Annotated in this window: 9 protein-coding genes; 5 read left to right on the forward strand and 4 right to left on the reverse strand. The window is 40.5% G+C overall.

All coding sequences use genetic code 11. From position 1 onward, the window contains the following. Window positions 1-92: 92 nt before the first annotated feature. On the forward strand, window positions 93-1,262 hold the full coding sequence (locus B2906_RS18880) for a sialidase family protein (RefSeq protein ID WP_219956595.1): 1,170 nt from the start codon (window positions 93-95) through the stop codon (window positions 1,260-1,262). On the opposite strand, the gene B2906_RS18885 is transcribed toward B2906_RS18880, so the two are convergent. The 4 genes from B2906_RS18885 to B2906_RS18900 form a co-directional block, all read right to left on the reverse strand. Further along, window positions 1,259-2,413, reverse strand: a complete 1,155-nt coding sequence (locus B2906_RS18885; protein ID WP_219956596.1) for a PepSY-associated TM helix domain-containing protein — start codon at window positions 2,411-2,413, stop codon at window positions 1,259-1,261. The genes B2906_RS18880 and B2906_RS18885 overlap by 4 nt on opposite strands. Beyond that, window positions 2,413-4,794, reverse strand: coding sequence for a TonB-dependent receptor (locus tag B2906_RS18890; protein WP_286942418.1), 2,382 nt, complete (start codon window positions 4,792-4,794; stop codon window positions 2,413-2,415). The genes B2906_RS18885 and B2906_RS18890 overlap by 1 nt, the downstream gene beginning before the upstream one ends. Before the next feature lie 165 nt (window positions 4,795-4,959). After that, entirely contained in the window at window positions 4,960-5,997 is a 1,038-nt protein-coding gene (locus B2906_RS18895) for a hypothetical protein (RefSeq protein WP_286942421.1), read from the reverse strand. A 171-nt stretch (window positions 5,998-6,168) separates the two neighbouring features. Further along, window positions 6,169-8,304, reverse strand: a complete 2,136-nt coding sequence (locus tag B2906_RS18900; protein ID WP_286942423.1) for a glycoside hydrolase family 97 protein — start codon at window positions 8,302-8,304, stop codon at window positions 6,169-6,171. Window positions 8,305-8,409: 105 nt separating this feature from the next. On the opposite strand from B2906_RS18900, the gene B2906_RS18905 reads away from it, so the two are divergent. The 4 genes from B2906_RS18905 (at window position 8,410) to B2906_RS18920 (ending at window position 12,265) form a co-directional block, all read left to right on the forward strand. After that, a complete protein-coding gene (locus B2906_RS18905) occupies window positions 8,410-9,858 on the forward strand; it encodes a PhoPQ-activated pathogenicity-related family protein (protein WP_286942426.1) in 1,449 nt (482 codons plus the stop codon). 115 nt (window positions 9,859-9,973) lie between these two features. Further along, the gene (locus B2906_RS18910; RefSeq protein WP_144605802.1) at window positions 9,974-11,440 is read left to right on the forward strand and encodes a Gfo/Idh/MocA family protein; all 1,467 of its coding nucleotides are present in this window, start codon (window positions 9,974-9,976) and stop codon (window positions 11,438-11,440) included. 77 nt (window positions 11,441-11,517) lie between these two features. After that, window positions 11,518-11,727 carry a hypothetical protein gene (locus B2906_RS18915; RefSeq protein ID WP_286942430.1) on the forward strand — a complete coding sequence of 70 codons (210 nt, stop codon included), beginning with the start codon at window positions 11,518-11,520 and terminating at the stop codon, window positions 11,725-11,727. Between the two features lie 46 nt (window positions 11,728-11,773). Continuing rightward, on the forward strand, window positions 11,774-12,265 hold the full coding sequence (locus B2906_RS18920) for a heme-binding domain-containing protein (protein ID WP_286942432.1): 492 nt from the start codon (window positions 11,774-11,776) through the stop codon (window positions 12,263-12,265). The last annotated feature ends 20 nt before the right edge of the window (window positions 12,266-12,285 follow it).

Consider the following 12,285-nt stretch of genomic DNA (forward strand, 5'->3'; position numbering starts at 1 on the left):
ACGATTACTTAAAAGAAGAGGCCATGGCTTACCTTGGACAGTTCTATCTCGCAAATTCATTTAAATTTGACTCACCCAAAACAACCTAGATTGTGAAGAAAACTGCTCTTTTTCTTTTTCTCTCATTTTTTATTCAACACGTATTTTGTCAGGAAATTCCGGTTTTCGAGGCAGGTCAAGAAGGTCATGCCGTCTACCGTATTCCTGCCATTATTTCTTTGCCAAATGGAGATTTATTGGCCTTTGCAGAAGGCAGAGTGAATGGAACTGATGACTTTGGGGATATCAACCTGGTCATGAAAAGAAGCTTGGATGGTGGACATACCTGGTCTCCTATTCAAACATTGGTGGATTATGACAGCTTACAGGCTGGAAACCCAGCTACTGTTGTGGACATGTTTGATCCCAATTACCCTAACGGAGTCATCATCCTTTTTTACAATACCGGAAATAATCATGAATATGATATTCGGATGAATAAGGGGGTGCGGGAAGTTTGGATGATGAAATCTTACGATTTGGGAAGAACTTGGGAAACTCCAGAAAACATCACCCTGCAAGTTCACAAACCCAATAATCCAAGTTTCAATCCTGCCTATCAAAACCCGGAAGATTGGAGACATTATGCCAACACTCCGGGGCATGCATTTCAGTTTCAAGAAGGGCCTTACAAGGGAAGAATCTTTATAGCAGCCAATCATTCCAAAGGAGACCCGCAAGACAATTTTTCAGAGTATCAAGCCCACGGTTTTTTCACAGATGATCATGGCAACAGTTTTTCATTATCTGAGTCCGTAGATATTCCCGGTTCAAATGAATCTATCGCAGCAGAAATAAGCGATGGACGGATGATCATGAGCATCCGAAATCAACGTGGTGATATCCGGCAGAGGATTCTGGCCTATTCCTCAGACGGAGGGCAAACATGGGAGAATGTGCATTTTGAAGATCAGTTGCCAGATCCCGTTTGTCAGGCATCTATTTTGTCTATAGGTGAAAGAGAAGGTAAAACCATTTTAGCACATTCAAACGCCGCAGATACGGAAGAACGCAATTATTTGACTATCAAAATCAGTTATGATGAAGGCCAAACTTGGGACCATATCATTCCTGTCGACTACACCGGAGATTCTGCTCTACTACCTTGGACAGCTTATTCAGATCTGGTAAAACTCGATCAAAACAAGCTGGGCATACTCTATGAGAGAAATCAGTATCAGGAAATAATCTTTAAAATTTTGCCTTGGAGCCAAAATTTCTAAGCCATTACTGCATCTTCTTTATTAATCGGTTTGGCTTTTTTCGTCTTCTTATTTTTTCTCCCCCACCAAATTAGACATCCTGTAACTGGCAAAGAAGCTATGATTGCACTGAGGCAAAAGGCTAGGATTTTTCCAGCCAAGCCTCCTATTGCTCCTACATGAATATCATAATTCATCCTTGCCAACTTATCGCCAAATGATGCTTCTGGAAAGCGGTTCCAAATATGATCAACCGGAAGTTCTTCCATAGTGTATTGGTCAAAATACCTGTAATCCATTTTCCAATAAGTGCTGGCATCGGGATTTGCATTGGTCGCAATGGAAGCATGCTCAAATTCAGGAGGGTGAACTTCAATCCATTCAGCATTGGGATAAAGTGCTCTCATTTTGAGCCAAGCTCTATCCAATGCAGGAAGGGAATCTGTGGCAACCTGTGTGGAGTCAGACACTGGGGTATAATACTCTTGATAATCTTTACCACCTGTGCTGGCAAAATAAACTGCATCTCTAAACCATGTATATCCCCAAACCAGTCCAGTCAATGCAAAAACTAGGGCAAAAGTCAAGACGTAAAATCCAAGCACTTGATGCAGGTCATAATTCTTTCTTCTCCATCTGGCACCCCATCTAATACTGAATTTTTGGGATTTTTTCTGTTTCGATTTAGGCCACCAAAGGATTAAGCCGGAAATACACATGACTAAAAAGATCAAAGTAAACCCAGCAACCACTGGTTGACCGATCTCTGGCGGAAGCCATAAGTAAAAGTGTCCATCAAGCACTATCCTAAAGAAATCTGCAAACTCATCCTTTACTTTTAATACCTCTCCAGTGTAAGGGTTGACATAAACAAAGTAATAGTAATGCTCTTCAAAACTATAATAAATAGCCTGGGCAGCTCTTTCAGCAGTTGGGTAAAGCACTGCATGAAGATGCTTTCCCGGTAATGCCTGATCAGCCTTTTCCCAGATTTCGGTAGGATATAATACCGGTTTATCTTGAGGCTCTACAAATCGATATTCCTGGGTCAAATCCTGAATTTCAGATTGAAAGGCATAAATACAGCCTGTGACCGCAACTATAAACACCACTAGCCCGGAAGATAATCCGAGCCAGAGGTGAATTTTACCAATCCATTTTTTAAGATGCATTAGAATCTATAATTCAAGCTTAAAGAAATATTTCTCGGACTTTGAGGAGTCACTGTCGACCAACCTGTAAAGTATTTTTGATCTGTCAGATTATTGACTTTCAAGGCTAACAAATACTGAGAACCTGTATAAGAGATGGATGCATCCAACACTTGGTATGCTGGAAGTGCAAAGGTTCCAGTGTTGGCCCTATTCAGTGTCAAATGCTCACTGGCAGCATTTCCTCCGAATCCTAGTCCTAATCCTTTCAAAGATCCTTGTGTCAAAGTATAGCTGGCCCAAAAGTTCACCAACTGATCTGGTCCAGCCTGCTCAGGTCTTAAGCCCAAATAGCCATTTTCAGGATTGTCTGCTGTTACTTCGGAATGGTTTTTTGCAAAACCTGCCACCAAGTTCAGGCCTCTCAGAGGATTGGCAATCAAGCTAAATTCAAAGCCTCTACTTACCACTTCCCCTCCCTGAATAGAGTTATTAATATTGTTTGGGTCAGCCATTACCCGGTTTTTAACCAGGATATTATAATAGCTTGCAGTTGCTGAAATCTTATTTTGATACAGGTTGGTCTTCACGCCGAATTCCAACTGATTGGCTTGTTCTGGGTCAAAAGTCCGTATTCTCGGATTAGAACCGTCCGCATCACTCACTTGGGCGGGCGCGACATTGACAAAGCCATTCATATAGTTTCCGAAAATGGAAACCTTATCCTTTAAGGGTTGATACACGATCCCAAATTTGGGAGAAAGTGCAGTTTGTTCATTTCTTTCCTCCTCCGTAACCCCTTCAGTCTGATCACTGAATCTATCAACTCTCAAACTGGTCATTACTGATAAGCGAGGAAGCAGTTCTGTGACATTGGAAATGTAAGCACTGATGACCTGATTTTGCGCTGAGGAATTTCCTACAAAAGTTCCTTTCAAAATATCATCTACTCCAGCACGGGTTAAATCACCCGTATCGGCTCCTTCTGTTAGAGAAATCATTCCATTGGCTCTCCAGGCAGTGCTTCCGTCCAAGACATTGGATTGAAAGTAATCCAGGCCAATTACCGTTTTGTTTTTAAAACTGCCAAGGTTGAATTCCCCTATGAAATTTTGCTGCACATCTGTGGTGATGGTTTGCCCATTTCGATCTGAAATAAAACGAACGAAGTCATTTCCATTGGTCTGATCCCAGAGATAGTGATAGTATCCATCCGTCTTGGTGGAACTTCTGGAAAGCACAGTTTGGGAAGTCCAGTTAGGTGAAAGCTCATAGAAGGCCTGTGCCTGAATGGCATAAGATGTATTTCTGATGGACAATTCATTGCTGGTAAAAGAGCGGAAATAATTTTGCTCAAAAAGATCAATACTCTCAAATGATAATGGGGCATTTCGATTTAAGAATATCATTGGCGCATTGACTGATTCTGCATTTAAGAACTCAGTATTAATTAAAAATGTAAGCTTTTCGCTTGCCTTTAATCGGAAAGAAGGAGCTATAAAAAATGATTTTCTTCCTCCGGCATCCTGAAATGAATTTTGAGATTGATAAGCAGTATTAACTCTCATCGCAGCATCAGCTGTCAAGGGAATATTGACATCACCAGTTAACCTGTTTAACCCAAAACTTCCCGTTATAAACCCTAATTCTCCCTTGAATTGATCCATGGGCTTTTTGGTGGTAATGTTGATCAGACCTCCATAAGAAATCAAAGGACTTCCAAAGAGCGTACCGGATGGCCCCTTGATCACATCTACAGATTCTATATTAGCAGGGTCTAAACTTCCATTATTCACGCTTGGTAGTCCATTGACCATAGTAGGTTGAACAGAAAATCCTCTCATGCTATAATACTCGGTACCATCGCCCCCTCTACCGGTTGATTCCCAAAGTCGGGTCACACCTGTAGCATTTTTCATCGCTTCATTCACGCTGGTAGCAACTTGCTCTTTGAGAAGCTTGGAGGATATTGAATTATAAACCTGGGGATTTTCCAAGTCCTTGAGTGGAAGCTTGGCTATTGTAAATGCACTATCCTCATAAAATCGATTCGAAAATTGATCAGAGACTACTATTTCATCCAGATCAGTAGAGCTTTGCTGAAGCTGAAAGTTCAAGGTTAAAACCTGATCGGCACTTAATTCTATTGTTTTTTCCTGCTTTTCTGCACCTACAAAAGAAGCAAACACAGTCAGCCTTCCAGGCTCTATTCCTTTGATTTCAAAGTTTCCAAAACGATCGGTACTTGCCCCCTTGGACTTACCTTTAATTCCAACATTGACAAATTCTACACCTTGGTTATCTGAGGTGGTAACCTTCCCTTTGATAGTAGCTGTTTGTCCTAAAGCACTGATTACCATCAGGCAAACCAGACTAAAACTGAGTACAAATTTATGGTTCATGCTGTTGATTTTAATTTAACGACACAAACCTATTAATTAGACTAATTCTAAACAAGCTATTTAGAAATAATCTAAAGAAAAATAATCATTGAATTAACCTATCGAAATCCTTCCCTCTTCTTTTAAGTGCTTTTTAAAAGATTTCGAAAAAAGTAAATCTTAAAACTACCTTTTAGTAACAAATATCAATGGACTGGTAAAACTAGGGGTTAGAAATACTGCCTTTCCAGGCCCCAATTGTTGTGATGAAAAGTTATAACCTATCTCGTAGGGTGCAATTATTTTTTTTGACCATGTTCTTCCTGAATCATTTGAAGTCACCCACCTTCTGGTACATGGGCTAACAATCATGCAGGCATCGAATAGCAATACCCCTAATAAATCATCTCCTCTATGACTGATTATTTGTAGAGGATGATCTGCAACTTTCTGAATTTTACCCGTTAATCTATCCAGGCGAAGGGTTTCATTATTTCTAAAGACAAAAAACTGATTTTCATTTATCGCATAATTGAAAACATCTGTAGGTTCCGCAATCCTTCCTAAAAACCCCCAAGTCTCACCGGCATCCTCCGTAATGTAAATAGGAGCAGACAAATCAACAAGATAACCTGTATTTGAATTTTGCCAAACGATCTTTGACAGGGTGGTTTTCAGTTCAACCTCCTCCACATTTAACCAGGTTTTTCCAGAATCTTTTGTTTCGAATAATTGATTAATTCCTTCATTTTGTCCAGGTATAAATTGAACTCCAAATGCAAAGCCTTTGGTAGGTGAAATAAAAGAGATTTCATCCAATCGGATATTCCTTACAGTCCATTTTTCCCAATTTTCACCAGAATCGGTACTCCGTAAAAAATTAGTAACCACCTCTCTATTTACCTCATCCAAACTATCCAAGGCCACCCAAATATGATTCTCATCCAGAACTGCTAATTCTCTCCTATTCACCGAAGTTAAATTACCTGTTAGCTGGGAGAAATTTCTTCCTCCGTCTGTAGATTTTAAAAGTGAATTACTTAAAAAAAAGAAATTCTTCTCATTCAAAAATAGATAATCTGAATATGGACCTGAATAATTAATATCTACTTCCTTAACCTCCCAACTTACCAAAGGAAGGCCTATCGGTTCTGTTTCTTCGTCCTTTTTGCATGAAATCAAAACAACTAGGACAAGGGTAAAAATAATGTATTGCCTTTTCATGTTTAAAAATCCATCTTTTTATGAAAATAACACTTGTTCATAGCTTTACCAAATAATTATTAGTTGGAACTCTCTTTGTACAAAGTGGTCTCGAAAACAAAAAAGCACGAACTGAATTCGCGCTTTTGTAAAATATTTGATTCAAAATACCGGTGAACGGCCATTATTTTTTCACTTCAACTTTTTTAACCCTTTCAACTCTTCTTTTGTAGCTTCCTGGATGTGAACAGCATATCCTCCACCCGGTGCGGAAAATTGTTTGAGAACTGATTTAGCATCCACAGCAAACTTTTTGACTTCATAAGCCTGTGGATTGCTTTTGAAATGGGCGTCTGCTTTATCCGCATAAATTACCGCTATATAAGATTTGGATGGGTCCAGAAAATTGAAACTTACCTGCCCTGTTCTTCCTGCCATTCCATTGACATTTCCGACAAACCAATCGCCGGAATCCTTCGCTTTCCTAGCAATAGTCAAGTAATAGCCAGGTTCTGCCTCCAAATACAAACTTTTCTCCCAGTCTATAGCCACATCTTTGATAAACTGAAATGCATCAGGGAAACGGTCATAATTTTCAGGATAATCTGCTGCCATTTGAAGCGGTGAGTACATGGTTACATACAAGGCTAATTGATTAGCCAAAGTACTGTTGACATGGGATCCATTGAAAACATCCATTTCAAAAATACCCGGAGTATAATCCATTGGCCCTCCAATCTGTCTTGTAAATGGTAAAATGGTCACATGATTTGCTTTGCTACCGCCAAAAGCCTGGTATTCTGTTCCCCTGGCTGATTCGTTGGCAATCAAGTTAGGCCAGGTTCTCGCTACCCCTGTCGGTCTTACGGCCTCATGCGCATTGACCATGATTTGGTATTCAGCAGCTTTTTCTATGGCATATTGGTAATGATTGACTAGCCATTGGGAATAATGATATTCTCCTCTTGGAATGATATCTCCCACATAGCCACTCTTCACCGCCGGATATCCATAGTCTTTCATCAACTGATAGGCTTCATCCATATGTCGCTCATAATTTCTGGCGGAAGAAGAGGTCTCATGATGCATGATCATCTGCACACCTTTCGTTTTTGCATAATCCCTCACAGCATCTATATCAAAATCTGGATAGGGAGTCACAAAATCAAACACATAGTCCTTGGAATTGCCAAACCAATCTTCCCATCCAATATTCCAGCCTTCCACAAGTACTCCATCGAATCCGTGTTTTGCTGCAAAATCAATGTACTTTTTAACATTTGCAGTGGTAGCACCATGTTTGCCATTGGGTTTTACCTGAGAGTAATCAGTTACACCCAATTTGACCGCTTTTAACTCATCGGTGTATGCCCAGCTACTTTGTCCGGTAATCATTTCCCACCAAACTCCCACATATTTCATAGGCTTGATCCAAGAGGTATTTTCAATTTTGGAAGGCTCATTCAAATTATAAGTGATGCGGGATTCCAGAATTTTTGCAGCATTTTCACCCACAATAACTGTTCGCCAAGGGCTTTGAGCAGGAGTGACCAAAAAACCTTTATTGCCTTGAGAGTCGGGCGTCAAGTGGCTTTCAAAAACTAAGTCTTGATCGTTTAGATCCAAGTGCATAGCAGGGTAATCTATCAAAGCTGCCTCATGAATATTGATATATAAACCATCGGCTGACTTCATCATCAAGGCTGTCTGCACCCCTGTATCTGAAAATGGAGTTTGGGAAGCATTTGGAGTAATGGCTTCTTCCATCAAAGATCTGATTTCCGTCAACTTGGACTCCATGTAATCGTATTCCTGGGTATCATAATCTCCCGGAATCCAAAAAGCCGTATGATCTCCCGCCATTGCAAACTGTGTTCTTTCCTCCTGAACAACAAAGTGTCCCATGTTTTCCTGAACAGGAAACTCATAGCGAAAGCCCAGTCCAGTATCAAAAAGTCTAAATCTGATTTTGATTATTCTGCCGGTTTCTGTCTGCTCTAACTCTACCAAAAATTCATTGTAAAGATTTCTGATTTGGCTTTCTTCTCCCCAAACTGGATTCCAAATTTCATCTTTGGATGAGGTCTCTGAGTTTTTGATCTGAAATCCCCTCAACAAGTCGATCTCATCATTTTTCAAATCAAAGCCCAAAAGACTGGAAAGCACCACCGGCTTATTTTTGAAATTGAGCTGATAGCTAGGTTCTCCCTTATCGGTAAGAGAAAATTCCATTTGGAAATTTCCGTCTGGAGACCTGAGTACCTGTGCCTCAACAAAAAGCGAAATAAAGAATCCTGCAAGTAGCAGGAAGGTTGATTTTTTAAGCATAACAACATAAAATTTGAGCTTACAAATAAAGGATTTATCCCCTTGCCATTGTAGCAATGCCATTAAATTATTAGATTTTGAAACAAAACCCTATAGCCTACATCTATGAAAATCTGCACTTTACGAGTATCAGGCATTTTCTCCCTACTTTTCTTGACAAGCCTGATTTTAGCTTCCTGTCAAAGTCCCAAGGAAGAAGAGAAATCAAGTCCGATTTCTTCAGGAAATTTACTTCGGGATTATGTTCAAGCTCCTGATCCAACTTTTAGATACGAAATCGTCCATAGCAGCTCCGAATCAGACCATGATTACCATGTCTTAAAAATGTACTCCCAGCATTGGTTGGCTGATAGTCTAGTCGATGAAACTGAATGGTGGCATTGGGTTTCTATTGTGGTTCCAAAAAAGGTAGAACATCAAACCGGCATGATGTGGATAGGTGGCGGGGCAAGAGATACTCCTCTTCCTACTAAGGCTCCTCCACTTATTTTGGAAGCAGCAAAGCAAACAAACTCCATCACAGCGCAAATTCACAACATCCCCTTTCAGCCTCTGACCTTCGCGAATGATTCATTTGGAGAGCGATATGAAGATGCAATTATTGCATATGGTTGGAGGAAATTTTTGGAGGGTGGAGCAAAAGATGAAGATGCTATTTGGCTGGTCAGATTTCCCATGACAAAAGCAGTAAAATTGGCTATGGATGCTGTATCTGAAGTGGCAAAAGATACCTATCAGCAGGAAATCAACAACTATTTTGTAGCTGGAGCATCTAAAAGAGGATGGACCACCTGGACAACGGCTGCCACGGACTCAAGGGTAATTGCTATAGCTCCGGTTGTGATAGATCTACTGAACTTGGAGCCCTCCTTTGCACATCACTGGAGAAATTATGGTTATTGGGCACCGGCTGTCAATGATTATGTGCGGGAAGGAATCATGGACTGGATGGGTACTCCGGAATTTGGAAGACTATTAGAGTTAACTGAGCCTTATTCTTTCATCGATGAACTGACTATTCCAAAACTTCTAATCAATGCCGCGGGAGATCAGTTTTTTCAGCCTGACAGTTGGGAGTTTTATTGGAATGACTTGAAAGGAGAAAAGCACGTGCAATATGTTCCCAATTTCGGCCATGACTTATCTGAATCTGATGCCCTGCCAAATTTGATTTCTTTCTATGCCTCAGTTTTGAACCAAACACCTAGACCCACTTATAGCTGGGAGGTTCAGGAGGATAAGATCCTCATTCAAACTGACAGTACCTATTTACCAACATCGGTAAAACTTTGGTCAGCATTCAATCCCCTTTCCAGAGATTTTAGAATAGATGAATTCGGGCCTAATTGGGTAGCCGAAGAAATCAGCATGCCTGCTTCAGGAAAATTGGAAGTTATGATGAAAGAGCCGAATGAAGGGTATAGAGCGTATTTTGTAGAGCTCTCTTATACAGGTAAGAGTCCGCTCAAAGTGTCTTCCGGAGTAGAAGTTTTACCAAGAGCTTATCCATTTGAGGCTTTTACTCCCAAAAGGAAGGCTACCGCAGTGGAATAAAATCCCAACCCAAAATTTAACCGATTAACAATAAACTTTGCCAATAATATTCAAGAAGCCTTAAATTCAGATTCTCCAATCAATTTTAAACTATTAAACCTCAATTAACCAACCCATGAAAGACCCTAAAAAAACCGGTTCTGGACAGTCCCGGCGAGAGTTTATTAAAAATGCAGCCATTGCCTCTTCTTTTTTTATAGTACCTAGAAATGTACTGGGAGGAGTTGGATTTACAGCTCCTTCTGATCAACTGGTATTGGCAGCAATAGGTGCCGGAGGAAAAGGTGCCAGCGATATAGAACTTGCTTCTGTAGGAGGAAGAGAAAGAGTCATCGCTCTTTGTGACGTAGATTTTGCTGGCTCAGCCAAACGTTCAGTTGATAATTTCCCCAAAGCCAAGCTCTTTGCCGACTACAGGGAAATGCTGGATAAGATGCCTGAAATAGATGCTGTGACCATTTCTACCCCAGATCATGTGCATGGCCCTGCAGCCAAATATGCGATGGAGAGAAATAAGCATGTGTACGTGCAGAAGCCCATGACCCATAATATCCGTGAGGCCAGAATGCTGACAGAAATGGCAAGAAGCCAGAAGGTAGTTACCCAAATGGGAAATCAAGGTGGTTCCAACCCCCTATTGAAGCTGGTGCAGCAATGGATAGATGAAGATAAAATCGGTGCTATTTCCAAAGTTCAGGTTTGGACCAACCGACCTGTTTGGCCACAAGGAGGAGCTTTCCCCAAAGCAGAGCCAGGAGCGAAGCCGGATGCGCTTAATTGGGATTTATGGTTAGGGCCAGCTCCTGAGATTCCATTTACACCTAACCTTCATCCATTCAATTGGAGAGGTTGGTGGGATTACGGAACGGGCGCATTGGGCGATGTAGGATGTCATTTAATTGATATCCCGTTCAGAACTTTAGGATTGAAATACCCAACCGATGCAGAATGTAGTGTAGGCTCTGTATTTAGTCAAATGTGGACTCCGGATTACCATCCTGAGGGATGCCCTGCGTCCTCTTTCATCACCTTGCATTTTGACGCTACTCCAAAAAGTAAGTCAAAAATTGAAATGACCTGGAGCGACGGAGGTATCCGCCCTTCACATCCTGACATCATTCCTGCCAATGAGGATATTGGAGGAGCAAATTCTGCAAATGGAGTATTAATTATTGGTGAAAAAGGAATCATTTCCACCAATATCAATGATTCATCCCCATTGATGCCGAAACTCTACCTCAATGATGGAACCACAGAAATGGGACCACAGTCTGAAGAAGGTTTTGAAAGAGAATATGGCCATCAGAGACTATGGGTCGAAGCCTGTAAAGCTGGGTTTGGCAGCAAAGAACACCAAGGCTTGACTTCATCCTTTGATTATGCAGGTCCTATGACAGAAACAGTATTGATGGGTAATTTGGCCATCCGAAGCTATATGCTTCGAAAGGAAAACAGCCAGGGTAGAATGGAGTTTTTTGCCAGAAAAAAACTACTCTGGGACGGCGAAAATATGCGAATCACGAATCTGGAGGAAGCCAATCAATTTGTTGGCAGACAGTATAGAAAAGGATTTGAAGTTTAGATTTCAAGTCTAATTAAGCCCTTTCGACAGCATTCGAAAGGGCTTTTTTTATTAAGATAAATGATAAAATTAGCTTCATGAAAAATTTATACACTCGCTGGTTAATCCAATCTGTATTGGGTCTGCTTCTCACGGGAACTGGTCTCTCAATGACGATTGATGCAGGATTGCAAAAGCTTTCCGGAAATGAATGGTTTTGGTATGGAACCGCTGCTCTGATTGTATTTCAAGCAGGGCTATGTTTAGTGATTGACGGATTGAGATTTCATCCAAAATCTTCGAAATGAACGCTTCATAGTCTTATATTTCTGAAAAATTAAAACACCCAACACCATGATTAAGAAAATAAGCATAGCAATTTTGATTATACTCATTGCTATTCAATTCATTCCTTATGAAAAAAATGAGTCTGCCAATTACGAGTTTGATATTTCAAAAAGCTATAACATACCAGACAATGTGCAGACCATCTTTAAAAATGCCTGTAATGATTGCCACACCAATCAAACCATTTATCCTTGGTATAGTCAGATCGAACCTGTAGGCTATTGGTTGAATAGTCATGTAACAGATGGCAAGCGACACCTGAATTTTTCTGAATTTACCAATCGTCCATTGGCAATTCAATATCATAAATTGGAGGAGGTAGTCGAAGTAATGGAAGAAAAGGAAATGCCATTAGATTCCTATACCAATTTCGGATTACATCCCGAAGCAAATTTATCAGACGAAGAGAGGGAAATTTTAATAAACTGGGCCAAAGAGCAAATGGCTTATTTGAAAGCTACCTACCCTGCTGACAGTTTGGTTCGAAAAAGAAACTAAAAAAAAGAGGCTGTCTCATA

Origin of the sequence: Algoriphagus sp. UBA3586 (assembly GCF_002376385.1) — a bacterium.
Taxonomy (GTDB): domain Bacteria; phylum Bacteroidota; class Bacteroidia; order Cytophagales; family Cyclobacteriaceae; genus Algoriphagus; species Algoriphagus ornithinivorans.

Coding starts and splice junctions, on each gene's coding strand:
- B2906_RS18915 (WP_286942430.1), top strand. CDS start 11,518: ATGAAAAATTTATACACTCGCTGGTTAATCCAATCTGTATTGGGTCTG.
- B2906_RS18900 (WP_286942423.1), bottom strand. CDS start 8,304: ATGCTTAAAAAATCAACCTTCCTGCTACTTGCAGGATTCTTTATTTCG.
- B2906_RS18895 (WP_286942421.1), bottom strand. CDS start 5,997: ATGAAAAGGCAATACATTATTTTTACCCTTGTCCTAGTTGTTTTGATT.
- B2906_RS18920 (WP_286942432.1), top strand. CDS start 11,774: ATGATTAAGAAAATAAGCATAGCAATTTTGATTATACTCATTGCTATT.
- B2906_RS18885 (WP_219956596.1), bottom strand. CDS start 2,413: ATGCATCTTAAAAAATGGATTGGTAAAATTCACCTCTGGCTCGGATTA.
- B2906_RS18890 (WP_286942418.1), bottom strand. CDS start 4,794: ATGAACCATAAATTTGTACTCAGTTTTAGTCTGGTTTGCCTGATGGTA.
- B2906_RS18905 (WP_286942426.1), top strand. CDS start 8,410: ATGAAAATCTGCACTTTACGAGTATCAGGCATTTTCTCCCTACTTTTC.
- B2906_RS18910 (WP_144605802.1), top strand. CDS start 9,974: ATGAAAGACCCTAAAAAAACCGGTTCTGGACAGTCCCGGCGAGAGTTT.